This is a genomic window from Spirillospora sp. NPDC052242 (assembly GCF_040679555.1).
GTDB lineage: Bacteria > Actinomycetota > Actinomycetes > Streptosporangiales > Streptosporangiaceae > Spirillospora.
Genome location: NZ_JBFAUZ010000005.1, coordinates 146,017 through 162,995, shown reverse-complemented (window position 1 = coordinate 162,995; position 16,979 = coordinate 146,017). Strand labels below are relative to the sequence as shown.

The 16,979-nt window shown below is 74.2% G+C and carries 11 protein-coding genes; 5 read left to right on the top strand and 6 right to left on the bottom strand.

Annotation, left to right across the window (positions count from 1 at the left end):
• Both AB0L25_RS06140 and AB0L25_RS06135 read left to right on the top strand, forming a co-directional pair.
• Window positions 1-786, top strand: a complete 786-nt coding sequence (locus AB0L25_RS06140; protein ID WP_500169148.1) for a helix-turn-helix domain-containing protein — start codon at window positions 1-3, stop codon at window positions 784-786.
• A 10-nt stretch (window positions 787-796) separates the two neighbouring features.
• Complete coding sequence (locus AB0L25_RS06135) at window positions 797-1,519, top strand: SDR family oxidoreductase (protein WP_500169146.1); 723 nt, start codon at window positions 797-799, stop codon at window positions 1,517-1,519.
• Between the two features lie 109 nt (window positions 1,520-1,628).
• Here AB0L25_RS06135 and AB0L25_RS06130 read toward each other — a convergent pair whose 3' ends face one another.
• The gene (locus tag AB0L25_RS06130) at window positions 1,629-2,783 is read right to left on the bottom strand and encodes an FAD-dependent monooxygenase (RefSeq protein WP_500169145.1); all 1,155 of its coding nucleotides are present in this window, start codon (window positions 2,781-2,783) and stop codon (window positions 1,629-1,631) included.
• Between the two features lie 225 nt (window positions 2,784-3,008).
• Between AB0L25_RS06130 and AB0L25_RS06125 the strand changes: the two genes are divergently transcribed.
• The 3 genes from AB0L25_RS06125 (at window position 3,009) to AB0L25_RS06115 (ending at window position 11,193) form a co-directional block, all read left to right on the top strand.
• Window positions 3,009-3,923: a LysR substrate-binding domain-containing protein gene (locus AB0L25_RS06125; protein WP_500169143.1), complete on the top strand. Its 915-nt coding sequence runs from the start codon at window positions 3,009-3,011 to the stop codon at window positions 3,921-3,923.
• Window positions 3,924-4,094: 171 nt separating this feature from the next.
• Window positions 4,095-7,544, top strand: coding sequence for a bifunctional glycosyltransferase/CDP-glycerol:glycerophosphate glycerophosphotransferase (locus AB0L25_RS06120; protein ID WP_500169141.1), 3,450 nt, complete (start codon window positions 4,095-4,097; stop codon window positions 7,542-7,544).
• Window positions 7,545-7,566: 22 nt separating this feature from the next.
• Window positions 7,567-11,193, top strand: coding sequence for a bifunctional glycosyltransferase/CDP-glycerol:glycerophosphate glycerophosphotransferase (locus tag AB0L25_RS06115; protein WP_500169139.1), 3,627 nt, complete (start codon window positions 7,567-7,569; stop codon window positions 11,191-11,193).
• Window positions 11,194-11,214: 21 nt separating this feature from the next.
• Here AB0L25_RS06115 and AB0L25_RS06110 read toward each other — a convergent pair whose 3' ends face one another.
• The 5 genes from AB0L25_RS06110 to AB0L25_RS06090 all read right to left on the bottom strand — a co-directional run bounded on the left by AB0L25_RS06110 (window position 11,215) and on the right by AB0L25_RS06090 (window position 16,926).
• Window positions 11,215-11,916: a class I SAM-dependent methyltransferase gene (locus AB0L25_RS06110; RefSeq protein ID WP_500169138.1), complete on the bottom strand. Its 702-nt coding sequence runs from the start codon at window positions 11,914-11,916 to the stop codon at window positions 11,215-11,217.
• A gap of 85 nt (window positions 11,917-12,001) precedes the next feature.
• Window positions 12,002-13,129, bottom strand: coding sequence for an SRPBCC family protein (locus AB0L25_RS06105; protein WP_500169136.1), 1,128 nt, complete (start codon window positions 13,127-13,129; stop codon window positions 12,002-12,004).
• A gap of 88 nt (window positions 13,130-13,217) precedes the next feature.
• Entirely contained in the window at window positions 13,218-14,075 is an 858-nt protein-coding gene (locus tag AB0L25_RS06100; protein ID WP_500169134.1) for an FAD binding domain-containing protein, read from the bottom strand.
• A complete protein-coding gene (locus AB0L25_RS06095; protein ID WP_500169133.1) occupies window positions 14,072-16,438 on the bottom strand; it encodes a xanthine dehydrogenase family protein molybdopterin-binding subunit in 2,367 nt (788 codons plus the stop codon). Before AB0L25_RS06095 ends, AB0L25_RS06100 begins: the two co-directional genes overlap by 4 nt.
• Entirely contained in the window at window positions 16,435-16,926 is a 492-nt protein-coding gene (locus AB0L25_RS06090; RefSeq protein ID WP_500169131.1) for a (2Fe-2S)-binding protein, read from the bottom strand. The genes AB0L25_RS06095 and AB0L25_RS06090 overlap by 4 nt, the downstream gene beginning before the upstream one ends.
• Between the last annotated feature and the right edge of the window lie 53 nt (window positions 16,927-16,979).

Here is a 16,979-nt window from a genome sequence, read left to right as displayed (position 1 = left end):
ATGACGCAGGTCCACTCGGTGATGGCGGACGGGACGGGCCCGTGCGAGGTCGTGGTGCGGGCGGCGCACGCGCGGCTGCGCCCGTACGTCATCGGGTACTCGGGGTTCCGGACGGGCGCGCCGCCCGGGCCGCTGCGGCGGCGGGTGCTCCCGCTCAACCTCGCCGCGCTGATCATCGACTTCGACGGCCCGTGCTCGACCGTCACCGGCCCGCGCGGCACGCCGCTGGTGTCGGGCGCGGCGGCGTGGCGGCGCGGGGTGTCGGTCGGGCTCACCCCGGCGGGGGTCGCGGCGCTGTGCGACCTGCCGATCCGCGACCTCGTCGGGACGGTCGCCGCGCCCGCCGACGTGTTCGGCCCCCGGGTGTCGCGGCTCGCGGACCGGCTCGCGGAGGCGCCCGGGTGGGACGCGCGGTTCGACGTCCTCGACGAGCGGCTGGCGGCGTGGCTCGCGCCGTCGCGGGCCCGTCCGGACGAGCTCGTCCTGCGGGCGTGGTGGCGGCTGCAGGCGCACGCCGGGACGGTGGGCGGGACGGCGCGCGAGCTGGGGATCGGCCTGCGGCACCTGCAGGCGGGGTTCCGGCGGCACATCGGGCTGCCGCCGAAGACGGTCGCGCGCATCGGCCGGTTCCAGCGCGCCGTGCAGGTGATCGGCGACCCGGCGGCGGCCGTCGCGTGCGGGTACGCCGACCAGCCGCACTTCAGCCGGGACGTGCGGGCGATGAGCGGGCTCACGCCGACCGAACTGTTCGCGTTCGTTCAAGACGGGCGGGCGTCCGCGCACTAGCGTCCGGGCCATGACGCTCAAGGACAGGACGGCCCTCGTCACCGGGGGTTCGCGCGGCATCGGCCGGGCGATCGTGGCGCGCCTCGCGGCGGACGGCGCGCGCGTGGTGTTCGGCTACCGCGAGGACGCGGCGGCCGCGGAGGCGCTCGTCCGGGAACTCGGCGGGCGGGCCGTCGCGGTGCGGGCCGACCAGGAGGATCCCGGGACGATCGACGCGCTGTTCGAGCCGGTCGGGGAGTCGCTCGACATCGTCGTCAACAACGCGGCGGTCAACCCGCACCGGCCGATCGCCGAGACGACCGGCGCGGACTTCGACCGCGTGATGACCGTCAACGCCAAGTATCCGCTGCTCGTCATGCGGCGCGCCGAACCGCTGATGCCGGACGGCGGCCGGATCGTCAACGTGTCGACGCTCAACACCGTGCTGCCCTCGCCCGGGCACGCCCTGTACTCGGCGAGCAAGGCGGCGCTGGAGCAGCTCACGGCCGTCGCCGCCCGCGAGTTCGGCCCGCGCGGCATCACCGTGAACGCGGTCTCGCCCGGCACGACCGACACCGACCTGTTCCGGGAGACGAACCCGCCCGGGGCCGCCGAGCAGGCCGCGGCGTTCACGGCGCTCGGCCGCATCGGCCGTCCGGACGACATCGCGAACGTCGTCGCGTTCCTCGCGGGCCCGGACGCCGGCTGGATCACCGGCCAGAACCTGCGGGCGACCGGCGGGCTGCTGGTCTGACGGCGGCCGGTCCGCGGAGGGCGGCCGTGGTCCCCCGATCGACCACGGCCGCCATGTCGTTCGATGTACCGACGGGCCCGCCGGGTTCGCGCCCGCGCGATATTTCTGTTCAGTAGTCGCGGACGCCGAAGGAGGCGACCACCCTCGCGAACTCCTCGGCGCCCGCGTCGACGAGCTCCGCCGCGGAGTCCCCGGCCTGCCGCCGCCGCAGGTTGGCGACCGCCACCGCCTGGTTCGCCTCCGCGTAGTCCCGCAGCTCCTTCTCGTACGCGGCGAACGCCGCGACGTGGTCGCCGCCCGCGGCCTTCAGCTCGCCCGCGAGCACGTACGCCCCGACCAGCGCCAGGCTCGTGCCCTGCCCCGACAGCGGGGAGCCGCAGTACGCCGCGTCCCCCAGCAGGACGACGCGCCCGCGCGACCACGCGTCCATGCGGATCTGCGCGGCGGAGTCGAAGTGGAAGTCCGGCGAGCGCCGCATCAGCTCCAGCAGCCGCGGCATCTCCCAGCGCCCGTGGCCCAGCTCGCGGGCCACGATGTCCTTCTGCGCCTCGACGTCGCGGTGGTCGTAGGCGATCGGCTCGGCCGAGTCGAACATGAGGTACGCCCGCGCCTCGGTGTCGTCCCGGACGCTCATGACCATCGCGCCGCGCAGGTCCGGCCCGGGGATCTGGTGCATGACCTGCCAGTGGTCGAGGCCGAGGAAGTTCGGGACGGTGCAGACCGCCATGTACGTGCCCAGGTGGTGCACGAACCGTTCGGCCGGGCCGAACACCAGCCGACGGACGTTGGAGTGCAGCCCGTCCGCCCCGACCACCAGGTCGAACGTGCGGGTCAGGCCGCTCTCGAACGTCACCCGGACGCCCTCGCCGTCCTGCTCCAGCACGGCGATCGAGTCGTCGAAGAGGTACTCGACGCCGTCGCACGCGTCCGCGACGAGCCGGGCGAGGTCGTCCCGCAGGACCTCGACGTCCGGGGCGTCCAGGTCGCCGCCGCTGACCGTGCGCTCGGTGGTGCGGAACACCTCGGAGCCGCCCTCGTCCACGACCGACATCCCGCGCATCCCGGTGCCCATGGCCCGCAACTCGTCCAGGACGCCCATCCGCGCGGCGACGTCCAGCGCCGGCCCCCGCACGTCGATCGCCTGCCCGCCCGCCCGGACGCCGGGCGCCCGCTCCACGATCGTCACGCCGTACCCGTACCGGGTCAGCCAGTGCGCCAGCGCCGGCCCCGCGATGCTCGCACCGGAGATCAGGACGTTCTTCATTCAAGGCTCCTTCGTTCGGCCGCCTTCCGCAGCGGACGCCCGAAGCCTCGCCCCCCGCGCTGACCACCCGCTGACCACCGCCTGACCACCCCCGAACGCCCCCGTAAGCCACCCCGACCCACCCACCCAGCGCGTGGGGCGGGAGCGGTGGCAGGGGGTGTGGGGGCGTGCGGGGCTTGTCAAGGGCTCGGGTAAATTCTTCGGGTGGGGATCGGTCGGCCTACGGTGGCGCAGCTCAGGGCGTTCGTGGCGCTCGCCGAGCACCTGCACTTCCGGGATGCGGCGGCGGCTCTGCGGTTGAGCCAGCCCGCGCTGTCGGGGGCGGTGGCCGCGCTGGAGGAGACGCTCGGCACCCGGTTGGTGGAGCGGACGACGCGGAAGGTGATGCTGACGCCCGCGGGGGAGCGGGTCGCGCGGCGGGCCGAGTTCGTGCTCGCCGAGCTGGATCGGCTGGTCGAGGACGTCAAGGCGGTGCGGGGGCCGCTGGTCGGGCCGCTCAGGGTCGGTGTCATTCCGACCGTCGCCCCTTACCTGCTGCCCGTGGTGCTGCCCCGGTTGGCGAAGGACTTCCCCGAGCTGGAGCTCTCGGTGCACGAGGAGCAGACCGACCAGATCGTGGCCGAGCTGCTCGCGGGACGGCTCGACGTCGTGGTGATGGCGCTGCCTTCGCCGGCGGCCGGAGTGCGCGAGGTTCCGCTGTACGACGAGGACTTCGTGCTCGTCGCGCCCGCTTCGCAGGACGTCGAGGTGCCGAGCGAGGGCGTCGCGCGGGAGGTCCTGGGGGAGCTCGACGTGCTGCTCCTCAACGAGGGGCACTGCCTGCGGGACCAGGCGATGGACGTCTGCCGCGAGGTCGGCGCGCGGGCCGTCGCGGCCACGTACGCGACGAGCCTGGCCACGCTGGTGCAGCTCGTGTCGGGCGGGCTGGGCGTGACGCTGGTGCCGGAGTCGGCGCTGCCGGTGGAGACGCGGCGGGCGCCGAACCTGGCGCTGCACCGGTTCCGAGACCCGGCGCCGTTCCGGCGGATCGGGCTGGGATACCGGGCGACGTCGCCGCGGGCGGCGGAGTTCGAGGCGCTCGCGGAGAGCGTGCGGGCGGCGATCGAGGACGAAACGCCCGGGTTCCGGACGTCCGGCTGATCGCCGGGCGAGGGTCACAGGTTCGTCAAGGACGGGCCAGGACAGGTCAAGTCTGCGTCAGGTGACGGCCTTGTGATGGCGATGCGTGTTCGGTTCGTCGCACGTCGTCACCATGCTCGGTGAGGCGAGGTTTCCCGCTGGCTGCCCCGCGCATCCCGACCTGGAGGCCGCATGTCCCCGAAGTTGAGCGTCGTCGTCCCCTTCCACAACACCGAGGAGTACCTGCGGGAGTGCCTGGACTCGCTGGCCGGGCAGTCGTTCCGCGACCTCGAGGTGATCATGGTGGACGACGGGTCCACCGACAACGGCGCGGTGATCGCCAAGGAGATGTGCGAGCGGGACGGACGGTTCCGGCTGGTCGCGCGCGAGCAGGAGGGCCCGGGGCCCGCGCGGAACGCGGGCGTCCGGCAGGCGAAGGGGAAGTACCTCGCGTTCGCCGACGCCGACGACGTCGTCACGCCGGACGCGTACATGCGGCTGGTCGGGTCGCTGGAGCGGACGGGGTCGGACCTGGCGTGCGGGAACGTCGAGCGGACGGACGGGGAGCGCACCTGGCAGTCGGTGCTGCACGCCGGCGTGTTCGCGGAGCGGAAGTCGTCGACGCACGTGTCCGCGCAGCCGCTGCTGATCCGTGACCGGACGCCCTGGAACAAGGTGTACCGGCGCCAATTCTGGGATGACGTCGCTCTGGAGTTCCCCAAAGGGTTTTACGAGGACCCGCCCGTGACGGTTCGGGCGCACGCCCTGGCCAAGGCCGTTGACGTCCTGCCGGACACCGTCTACCTGTGGCGCAAGCGGCAGGGCTCCATCACCGAGGACCGCTACGACTGGGACAACATCTCCCAGCGGATGCGATCCGCGCGGTTGCTGCGCGACGGTCTCGCGTCCTACGCGCCGCAGCTTCTCAACGCCTACGACGAGCACGCGCTGATCGACGTCGAGCTGCGGGTGCTGCTGGAGGCCCTCCCCAAGACGGACGACGACCGTCGCGCGGAACTCGTCGAGATGGGCGGGGACCTGGCCGAGCGGATCGCGCCGAAGGTGCTGAAGCGGCTCCCGGCGATGTCGCGGCTGCAGCTCCACCTGCTGGCGCACCGGATGCTGCCGGAGCTGGAGGAGGTGCTGCGGTTCGTCGCGCTCGGCGGGCCGGCGAACGCGCCGCGGGTGCGGCGGGGCCTGCGGCACCGGTGGTTCGCCGAGTACCCCTTCTTCGAGGACGACGAGCGGGGCCTGCCCGCGCACCTGTACGACGTCACCGACGAGCTGGCGGCGGTCGCGGCGATCGACCGCGCGACGTGGGTCGACGGGCGGCTCCGGCTGGAGGGGCACGCGTTCATCCGGCACCTGGACTCCTCGACCGTGGAGGGCTCGCGGATCCGGCTGTGGCTGCTCGCCGCGAACCGGCGCGGGCTGCTGAAGGTCCCGGTCCGGCGGGTGCGGCGCCCGGACGTGACGGCGCGGTCGCGGCAGTCGGAGGTGTCCTACGACTGGTCCGGGTTCGTCGCCGAGATCGAGCCGTCGCAGCTGCGGATCTTCGGCCGGTGGCGCGACGTCGACTGGATCCCGTGCGTGGAGATCGTCAGCCGGGGCGTCCGGCGGCGCCGCACGTTCGGGAACCCGGCGCAGACGCCGCGGCTGTGGCCGGACGACCTGGAGTGCGTGCCCGGCGTGCGGGTGCAGGGCGTCGCGGGCCGGCACCGGTTCGTCGTCCAGGTGCGGCGGACGCCCGCGGCGATCACCGGGTGCCGTGCGGCGGACGGCGAGCTGGTGCTGGAGGGCTGGAGCCACGAGCCGTTCGGCGAGGACGTGCGGGTCACCGCGACCGCGAAGGGCACCCGGGAGACGGTGACGGGCGTGCTCGACGTCGGGCGGGACGGCCGCGGGTTCCGCGCCCGGCTGCCGATCGGGGAGCTGGCCGGACGGCCGGGGGACTGGGACGTCGCACTGCCGGGCGGCGCCCGGCCGCACGTCACCCGGCAGGCGGCGGGCGCGGCGTTCGGGGTGCCGGGCGGCGAGCTGGAGATCGCCCGGACGCGGCGGAGCGCGCTGCGGATCGTGGTCCGGGAGCCGGTGCCGGTGGTCGAGCGGGTGACGTGGGCGCCCGACGGCGTCGTGACGCTGCACGGCGGCTGCCCGGACCCGGCGGGCCGGGCGGACGCGCTGCTGCTGCGCCGGCGGCGGTCGTGCGAGGAGCACCGGGTGCCGCTGCGCTGGGAGGACGGCCGGTTCACCGCGTCGTTCGCGCCGGCCCGGATGCCGCTGCTGGGGCTGTCGCGCCCGCTGGTCCCGGGACGCTGGGACGTCCTCGTGGAGGCCGGCGACGGCGAACGGGCCGTCGTCGTCCGCCGGCACGCCCTGCGCGACCTGCCCGATCCGCACGAGACGGGCCTGCACCGGGTGACCGTCCGGGCGGTCAAGACGGACCGGTTGCAGTTCCGCGTGGAGACCGCGCTCGACGAGGACGAGCGGGGCGAGTACGCGCAGCGGCGGATGCGGTCGGGGCACTACCGCCGCCACCTGAACCTGCCCGCGCGCGAGCTCGCGGTGTTCGACGCGTACCGGGGACGCCAGTACTCCTGCAATCCGCGCGGCATCTACGACGAGCTGCGCCGCAGGGGCACCGACGTCGAGTGCGTCTGGGTGACGTCGAACGGCCAGTTCGGACGGCCTCCGGGTGCGCGCGTCGTCCTGTCCGGGACACGCGAGTACTACGAGGCGCTGGCGCGCGCGCGGTACATCTTCGGGAACTGGTCCCAGCAGCCGTGGTTCGTCAAGCGTGAGGACCAGACGTACGTGCAGTGCTGGCACGGCACGCCGCTGAAGAAACTGGGCTACGACGTCAAGGAGATGCCCTTCAAGCGCACCGAGGGCGTCAACTGGATGGAGCACGACGTCCAGCACTGGGATCTGCTGCTGTCGCAGAACGAGTTCTCCGTGCCGCTGTTCCGGCGCGCGTTCGGGTACGACGGCGAGGTCCTGGAGAGCGGCTATCCGCGCAACGACATCCTGAACAGCCCGCACCGGGACGACATCGCGGCGGCCGTCCGGCGGCGGCTCGGCGTCCCGAAGGGCAAGCGCGTCGTCCTGTACGCGCCGACGTGGCGGGACGACTTCCACCTCGCCGCCGGCAAGCGCGCGTTCCGCCTGGAGTTCGACGTGGACCGCTTCCGGCGGGCCCTGGGGCGCGACCATGTGCTGCTGCTCCGCACCCACTACCTGGTGACGGACCGCCCGAAGTGGACGCCGGGCGACTGCGTCATCGACGTCTCGGTGTACCCGGACATCTCCGAGCTGTACCTGATCAGCGACGTCCTCGTCACCGATTACTCGTCGTCCATGTTCGACTTCGCCGTCACCGGCCGCCCGATGGCGTTCTTCACCTACGACCTGGACCGGTACCGCGACCACGTGCGCGGCTTCTACTTCGACTTCGAGGCGGAGGCCCCCGGGCCGCTGCTGCCCACCGCGCAGGACGTCGTGGACGCCCTCGGCGAGCCGGCCGCGCTGGACGCCGGATACCGGGCCGCCCGCGCCGCGTTCGCCGCCCGGTACTGCCCGCACGACGACGGCCGCGCCGCCTCCCGGGTCCTCGACCGCGTCCTCAGCAACCCCGCCCACTGAACCACCGACCGGGAGCGATTCTGTGTCCCCCAAGACCAACCCCGCAACCAGCTCGAAGACCGGCGGCGAGAGCGCCGCCGAGAGCGCCGCCGAGAGCGCCGTCGAGCCCGCGAAGGACGTCGCGAAGGACGTCGCGTTGAGCGTCGTCGTGCCGTTCAAGGACGTCGGCGGGTACCTCGCCGAGTGCCTGGAGTCGATCGCCGGGCAGACGTTCCGCGACCTGCAGGTCGTCATGGTCGACGACGGCTCCGCGGACGGCGGCGCCGAGATCGCCGCGGACTTCGCCGCCCGGGACGACCGGTTCGTCCTCGTGCAGGGCGAAGGCGAGGGCGAGGGGCCGGGCCCCGCGCGCAACCTCGGCGCGGAGCACGCGACCGGACGGTACCTGGCGTTCGTCGACGGCGACGACGCGGTCCCGCCGTACGCGTACGAACTGCTGGTCGGGTCGCTGGAGTCGACGGGGTCGGACATCGCGGGCGGGAGCCTGCAGCGGCTCGACGGCGAGCGCGTGGAGCCGTCCCGCCCGCACGCGGAGGCGTACGCGGAGACGGTCCGGGGGACGCACGTGACGCGGCGGCTCGCGCTGCTGCAGGACCGGACGATCGGCAACAAGGTGTTCCGGCGGTCGTTCTGGGACGCGAACCGGTTCCGGTTCCCGCCGAGCCTGTTCGAGGACCTGCCGGTCGCGCTGGCGACGCACGCGCTGGCGTCCGCCGTGGACGTCCTCGACGCGACCGTGTACTTCTGGCGGCGCCGCCCCGGCTCGCTCACCGACCGCGCGACCGACCCGGCGCTGCTCAACGACCGGCACGCGTCCCTCGACATCGTGCAGCGCCTGTTCTCCGAGCACGCCCCCGGCCTGCTGCCCGCGTTCCACGCGCAGATCCTCGACGTCGACATGCACACGTTCGTCCGGGTCCTGCCCGCCGCGACCCTGCAGGAGCGGGAGCGGCTCGTCGACCTGGGCGCGCGGATCGTGGCGGAGGCCGACCCGGCCGCCGTCGAGGGACTGGAGGCGATCCGCCGCCTGGAACTGCACCTGCTGCGCGAGCGGATGCCGCGCGAGCTGCTGGAGCTGCTCGCGTTCCAGGAGGGCGGCCTCGCGGACGTCCCGGTCGAGGCCCGCGGCCGGTTCCGGCCGCGCTGGTACGCGCGGTACCCGTTCTTCGGCGACGCGGACCGCGCGATCCCCGACGAGCTGTACGACGTCACCGACGAGTTCGAGCTGCGCGCGGACGTCGACCGGGTCGCGTGGGACGGCGACACGCTGATCGTCGAGGGCTGGGCGCACTTCGACCGGCTGGAGGTGTCGGACGTCCGCGACTCCCGGATCCGGGTGTGGATGCGGAACGTGAAGACCGGGCGGGAGGTGGGGCTCCCGGTCGAGCGGGTGCGGCGCCCGGAGGCGACCGCGCGGTCCGGGCAGTCGCGGGTGTGCGTCGACTGGTCGGGGTTCGCGGTGCGGATCGAGCCCGAGTACCTGCTGGACGGCGACGAGTGGCGCTCGGGCACCTGGGAGCTGTTCGCGGAGGTCGCGGCGGCGGGACGCCGCGCGGTGCAGCGCCTCGACGCGGTGGAGCCGGCGGTGCGGTGGACGGCGGCGCGGCAGGTGGACGAGCTGGTCGCGGTGCAGCCCGCGGGGGACGACGACGGGTTCGTCGTGCACGTGAAACGGTCCAAGGCGGTCGTGACCGAGTACCGGCGGTCCGGGGACACGCTGCTGCTCACCGGCTGGACGAAGCGGGCGCTCGGGACGAACGCGGCCGTCGTCGCGTTCCGCCGGCACGGCGGCGCCGAGGTCCGAGGCGAGGTGACGCTGCGCCCGGCGGCCGTCCTGCAGACGGTCGAGGGCACCGGGTTCGGGTTCACGGCGACGCTGCCGCTCGCCGACCTGATGCCCGCCGACGCGCCCGACCGCCCGTACCGGGCGCACCTGCGCGACGTCCTCGACTGGGACGTCCGGCTGACGGGGGAGGGCGGCCCGCTGCGCCTCACCGTCGCGCCCGCGCTCACCGAGGCCAGGTTCCTGTGGCGGGGACGCGAGTACGTCCTCACCCGGACGTCGTTCGGGAACCTGCGGGGCATCGAGCGGACGCCGCGCCCGGTCGTCACGGCGGCCCGCTGGGACGGGTCGGGGCACCTCGCGCTCGCCGGCGAGTTCGTCGACCCGCAGGACCCGCCCGCGCACTTCCTCGTCCGCCGCCCGGAGACCGGGGAGACGCACCGGGTGCCCGTGACCTGGGACGGGAGCCGGTTCGTCGCGTCGTTCGCGCCCGCCGAGACCGCCGCGTTCGGCCGCGACGTCCCGCTCGCCGCCGGGACGTGGGAGGTGGTCGCGCCGACGCGCGCCGGGGACGTCGCCGTCGTCGCCGAACGCTCCGCCGTCCCGTCCCTGCCCGGGTGGCACACCGTCGGCGGGCGGGAGTTCGAGGTCGCCGTGGAGCAGACGGACGCGCTGCGGCTCCGCACCCGGCCCGCCCTCGCCGACGACGAGCGCGGCGGCCACGCGCAGCGCGTGCTGCGGTCCCGCGACTACCCGGTCTACCTGCGCAGCCCCCTCGCGGACGTCGCCGTGTTCGACGGCTACGCGGGTTCGGCGTTCAGCTGCAACCCGCGGGCGATCTTCGAGGAGCTGACGCGGCGGCGGCCGGAGACGGAGTGCGTGTGGGTGTCGCGCGACGGCCAGTTCACGGTCGACGGCGATGCCCGGATCGTCCAGTACGGCAGCCGTGAGCATTACCGGCTGCTCGCGCGCGCACGGTACATCGTCACGAACTACGGGATGCCCCGCTGGTTCACGAAGCGTCCAGGGCAGACGTACCTGCAGACGTGGCACGGCACCCCGTTCAAGCGTCTCGGGTACGACCTGGCGGAGATGCCGTACCAGCGCACGGAGAAGCACGACTGGATGGAGTACGAGGTCCCGCACTGGGACTTCCTCCTGTCGCCCAGCCCCTACGCCACGCAGATCATGCGGCGGGCGTTCCGGTACGGCGGCGAGATCCTCGAAACCGGGTTCCCGCGCAACGACATCCTCAGCTCGCCGGACACCGACGCGTTCGGTACGCACGTCCGTAAAGAGCTGGGGATCCCCGAAGGGAAGAAAGTCGTCCTTTACGCTCCCACGTGGCGGGACGACCAGACCTACACGCGCGGGCGCCGCGGCTTCCGCATGGAACTCGACGTCGAGACCATGCGGCGCGTCCTCGGCGACGACCACGTCCTCCTGGTGCGCATGCACCACCTCGTGACCGACCGGCACCTGCCGCCGTCCGACGACTTCGTCATGGACGTCTCCGGCTACCCCGACATCACCGACCTCTACATGGCCGCCGACGTCCTCGTCACCGACTACTCGTCCGCCGCGTTCGACTTCGCCGTCCTCGGCCGCCCCATGGTGTTCTACGCCTACGACCTGGAGCGGTACCGCGACCACGTGCGCGGCTTCTACCTCGACCTCGAGGCGGAGGCGCCGGGCCCCGTCGTCACCCGGACGATCGACGTCGCCGAGGCCGTCCGCGCCGCGCACGAGAACGAGCCCGACCACGCCGAGGCCTACGACCGGTTCTTCGTCACCTACTGCCCGCACGACGACGGCGGCGCCACCGGCCGCGTCCTCGACCGCGTCTTCACCGGCCTGCGGAACTGACGCCGCGGGCCCGCCGCCGGGTCACCCCGGGCGGCGGGCCCGCGCGAACAGCCACGTCCCCGGCAACGACCGCACCGGCAGCCGCCGCTCCACCGCCGCCGACAGCCGCAGCGCCCCGTTGAGCGCCGGCGGCAGCGGCGCCAGGTCGTCCCGGCGCGACATCCGGTGCCGCAGCAGCCGCGGCACCGGCCGCACCAGCACGCCCCGGCTCCACACCCGCTCCACCAGCAGCCCGGCGCTTTCCAGCAGCTCCACCAGCGCGCGCCGCCCGTACCGCCGGACCCGCCCGTCCGCGACGTCCCGCGCCGACCAGAGCGCCATGTCCGACGCGGCCGACACCAGCGCCGTCCCGCCCGGCCGCAGGACGCGCGCGAGCTCGGCCGCCGCCCGCCCGTCGTCCTCGATGAAGTCCAGGACGTCCAGCGCCAGCGCGAGGTCGAACCCGTCCCCGGGAAGCTGCAGGTAACGGGCGTCCCCCACGTACGCCTCGACGCCCTGCGCGCGCGCCGCCGCCACGGCGTCCGGGCTCAGGTCGATCGCCGTCGCGTGCCACCCGTGCTCGGCGAGCAGCCGCGCCGCCGCGCCCGTCCCGGCGCCGACGTCGACCGCCGCGCCGGGCGCGCTGAACCGCAGCAGCTCACCCGTCAGGATCGCGCGCCGCTCCCGATGCCACCAGTTCCCGTCCTCGAGGCCCGCGACCCGCTGAAGCTCGATCGTGTCCACGGGTCCAGCCGACGGCATCCCGCCGCCCGCGATCCACCCGCGCCGCCGTTCCCGTACGGATCGTTGGCGCGCTCTTGACCCGCGCTCAGCCCCGGCGGCGCCGGGTGAGGAACCGGACGAGGAACAGCAGCACGACGAGCGCCCCCACCGCCGGGACGGCCCGCTTGGCCAGCGACGGCCCCGCGACCTCGAGCAGGTCGATGGCGTCGTCGTCGAACCGGTTCGGCACCGCCCGCACCGCCCGCACCGGCCGCGCCGCCGCGCCGTCCGCCCCGGCCGGAGCCGCCGCCGGCACCGCCGTCACCGCCCCCGCGACCTCGCCCCCGGCTCCCTCGCCCGCCGCGGCGTTCGCGGCGCCCTGGAGGTCCGCGGGCGCCTCGGGTTCGGCGGGGGTTTCGGCGTTTGCGGCGGCTTGGGCGTTTGCGGCGCCTTGGAGGTCTGCGGGCGCCTCGGTGTCGGCGCTCGCCTCGGGTTCGGTGGGCGCCTCGGCGCTCGCGGGCGCCTCGGGTTCGGCGGGGGCCTCCGCGTTGGCGGCGGCTTGGGCGTTGGCCGCGCCTTGGAGGTCCGCGGGAGCCTCGGCGCTCGCGGTCGCCTCGGGTTCGGTGGGGGCCTCCGCGTTGGCGGCGGCTTGGACGCTCGCGGCGCCCTGGAGGTCCGCGGGTGCCTCGGTGTCGGCGCTCGCCTCGGGGGCGGCGGCCGTCCCGGCACCGGCCGCGGCCTGGGCGGGCGCGGCGGCCTGGGCGTCTGCGGGCGTCTCGGCGGTCGGGGTGGGGGACTCGATCTCGGTGGCGAGGTTCTTCGCGAACCGGTTGATGATCTTGGTGCCGACCTCGGCGAGGATGTTGCGGCCGAACTGGGCGGGGCGGCCCGTCACGTTGAGTTCGGTGCGGACGGCGACGTGGGTCGTGCCGCCGGACTCCCGCAGGGTCGCGCGCACGGTGGCGGCGGCCGTCCCGGAGCCGCGCGCCTCCTTCGCGGACGCCTCCAGCGTGACCTCGCGGGACGCCTCGTCCGCCGCGACGATCTTCACCGTGCCGCGGTAGGTGATGCTCATCGCGCCGACCCGCACCTTCATCCGGCCGCGGTACTCGTCGCCGTCGACCGCGTCGAGGGTGGCGCCCGGCATGCACGGGGCGATGCGTTCCACGTCGAGCAGCACCGACCAGGCCTGATCCACCGGTACGGGCACGCTGAACTCGTGGTCGAGCTCCATAGATAATCGTCCTTATCGTCCGGAGATGTACCGGTGACCTTACGACCGTGCCCCGGCCGCCCGCCAGTCGGGGCGGCCGGGGCGGGGGTCACACGGCGGCGGCCGCCGCGAGGGCGCGGGCGGTCAGGACCCGCGCCAGGTGCGACCGGTACTCCGCCGAGCCGTGCAGGTCGTCCGGCGGGTCGATGCCCTCGGCGGCCGGTTCGGCCGCCGCGCGCAGCGCGTCCGCCGAGGCGGCCCGGCCCGCGGCGGCGCGCTCGACGGCGGACGCCCGGACGGGCGCCGGGCCCACGTTGGTGAGCGCGACGCGCGCCTCCTCCACGGTGCCGTTCGCGCGCCGGACCGCGCACGCCACACCGACGATCGCCCACGCCTGGGCCGTCCGGTGGAACTTCTCGTAGTGGACGCCCCAGCCGTCGCCGAGCTTGGGCACCCGGACGCCCGTGAGCAGTTCGTCCGGTTCCAGCGCGGACGTCATCCAGTCGACGAAGAACTCGGCCGCCGGGATCTCGCGCTCGCCGCGGGACGAGCGGGCGAGCAGCACCGCGTCGAGCGCGAGCGCGACGGCGGGGAGGTCGCCGGCCGGGTCGGCGTGCGCGAGCGCGCCGCCGAAGGTGCCGCGGTGGCGCACGGCCGGGTCCGCGACGGTCTCGGCGGCCCGGACGAGCAGTGGCGCGTGCGCGCGCACCAGCGGGTCGCCGATCACCTGGTGGTGGGTGGCCATCGCGCCGATGACCAGGGCGTTCCCGTCGTCGCGGATCTCCCGCAGGCCGTCGACGCGGTCGAGGTCGATCAGCGTCTCGGGGAACGCGAGCCGCATCCGCAGCAGCGGCATGAGGCTCTGCCCGCCGGCCAGCACCTTCGCGTCCTCGCCCGCGTCGGCGAGCGCCGCGACGGCGTCGCCGACCGTGGCCGGACGGGTGTAGTCGAAGCTCGCGGGGATCATCGGGCGCCTCCCTCGGTCGCGCGCAGCGCCCGCCAGACCCGTTCGGGCGTGCACGGCATCGGGACGTCCGACACGCCGAACGGGCGCAGCGCGTCCACGATCGCGTTGACGACCGCCGGGGTGGACGCGATCGTGCCCGCCTCGCCGACGCCCTTCACCCCGAGCGGGTTGGACGTCGCGGGCGTCTCGGTGCGGTCGGTGACGAACTCGGGCAGATCGGCGGCGGAGGGGATGAGGTAGTCGGCCATCGTGGTGGTGGTGAGGTTGCCGTCGGCGTCGTACACGGCCTCCTCGTAGAGGGCCTGCGCGATGCCCTGCGCGAGCCCGCCGTGCACCTGCCCCTCGACGATCAGCGGGTTCACGACCTTCCCGACGTCGTCCACCGCCACGTACCTGCGGATCTTCACCATCCCGGTCTCGGTGTCGACCTCGGCGGCGCACAGGTGCGTGCCGTGCGGGAACGAGAAGTTGTCCGGGTCGAACGTCGCGTCGGAGTCGAGGGACGGCTCGACGCCGTCCGGCAGGTCGTGTGCGGCGAACGCGGCCGTCGCGACCTCCTGGATCGTGGCCCCGGCGTCCGGGACGCCGCGCACGCCGAACCGTCCGGCGGTGAACTCCAGGTCGTCCTCGGACGCCTCGAGGAGGTGCGCGGCGACCTTCCGCGCCTTCTCGACGACCTTGTCGCACGCCGAGTACAGCGCGATCCCGCCGACGGCGAGCGACCGCGAACCGTAGGTGTCCATGCCCTTCGGCGACACGGCCGTGTCCCCGTGCAGCACCCGCACGTCCTCGAAGGGGACGCCGAGCCGGTCGGCGGCGATCTGCGCCCACGCCGTCTCGTGCCCCTGCCCGTGCGCGGACGACCCGGTGACGACCTCGACCTTCCCGGACGGCAGCACCCGCACCGCCGCGTGCTCCCAGCCGCCCGCGCCGTACGACAGGGACCCGAGGACGCGCGACGGCGCGAGCCCGCACATCTCGGTGAACGTCGACACGCCGATCCCGAGCCGGACGGGGTCGCGGCGGTCGCGGCGGTCGGCCTGCTCGGCGCGCAGCTTGTCGTACTCCAGGAGCCGCAGCGCCTGCTCGGTCGCGGCCTCGTAGTTCCCGCTGTCGTAGGTGAGGCCCGCGATCGTGTCGTACGGGAACTCCTCGTGTGCGATCCAGTTGCGGCGCCGCACCTCGATCGGGTCGAGGCCGAGTTCGGCGGCGAGCTCGTCCATCAGCCGCTCGATCGCGTACGTCGCCTCCGGACGTCCCGCGCCCCGGTAGGCGTCCGTCGGCGTCTTGGTGGTGAACACGCCCGTGCAGGTGAACGAGTACGCGTCCATCTTGTAGATGCCGTTGAACATGAACGCGCCGAGCAGCGGGATGCCGGGCGTCACCAGCATCAGGTAGGCGCCCATGTCGGCCAGCAGGTCCACCTTGAGGCCGCGGATCCGGCCGTCCGCGTCGGCGGCGAGGGTGAGCCGCTGGATCTGGTCGCGGCCGTGGTGGACGGTCATGTTGCCCTCGCTGCGCGACTCCGTCCACTTCACCGGACGGCCGAGCCGCCGCGCCAGCAGCAGCGCGAGCACCTCCTCGCCGTACACCTGCAGCTTCGAGCCGAACCCGCCGCCGACGTCCGGCGCCACCACCCGCAGGCGGTGCTCGGGGATCCCGGTGACGGTCGCGAGCATCAGCCGCAGGATGTGCGGGATCTGCGTCGCCGAGTACACCGTGAACTCGTCGCCCTCCGGGACGCACACCACCGACCGGGGCTCCATCGCCGTCGGGATCAGCCGCTGCTGCACGTACCGGCGCTCCAGGACGACCGGCGCGTCCCGCATCGCCGCGTCCAGGTCGCCGTTCTCGAACACCCACGTGTACGACTCGTTCGTCCCGAGGTCGGCGTGCACGAGGTCGGCGCCGTCCGCGACGGCCGCCTCCATGTCGACGACGGCCGGGAGCGGCGCGTAGTCGACGTCGATCTCCTCCAGGGCGTCCACGGCGGCGGCCCGGTCGCGCGCCACCACGCACGCCACCGGCTCCCCGACGTACCGCACCTCCCGGACGGCCATCGGCGGATGCTCCGGGTGCCGCATGTCCTCGGTGACGACCCACGCGCACGGCAGCGAGCCCTGCTCGTCGGCGAGGTCGGCGCCGGAGAACGCCGCCACGACGTTCGGCGCGCGCCGCGCCGCCGCGACGTCCACCCGCTCGATCCGCGCGTGCGCGTGCGGGCTGCGCAGGAACGCCACGTGCAGGGTGCCGGCGGGCGCGATGTTGTCGGTCCAGCGCGTCCGGCCGGTGACCAGCCGCGCGTCCTCCGACCTGCGGCGCGGCGTCCCGATCTCGGCCGGCCGGTCGTCGGTCGCGGTCACGACGCCACCTCCGGCTCCTGCGCCGGACGCCGCATGTCGACGGCCGCGCGCCGCACCGAGCGCACGATGTTCTGGTAGCCGGTGCAGCGGCACAGGTTCCCCTCGAGCCCCTCCCGGATCTCCTCGTCGGACGGGTCGGGGTTCTCCCGCAGCAGGTCGAGCGCCGCCATGATCATGCCGGGGGTGCAGTAGCCGCACTGGAGCCCGTGCTCCTCGTGGAACGCGCGCTGCAGCGGGTGCGGGGCGCCCGCGCCCAGCCCCTCGATCGTCGTCACGTCGCGGCCGTCCGCCTGGACGGCGAGCACGGAGCAGCTCTTCACGCTCAGCCCGTCCAGCAGGACGGTGCACGCTCCGCAGTTGGTGGTGTCACAGCCGACCGGGGTCCCGACCTTCCCCAGCCGTTCGCGCAGATAGTGGACGAGCAGGAGGCGCGGTTCGACGTCGTCCTCGTACGTCGCCCCATCGACCTCGACACGGATACGTGGCATGCGTTCTCCCAGGGACGTCTCGGGGTGGACTCGTGAGCGAGACGTCCCCGGGA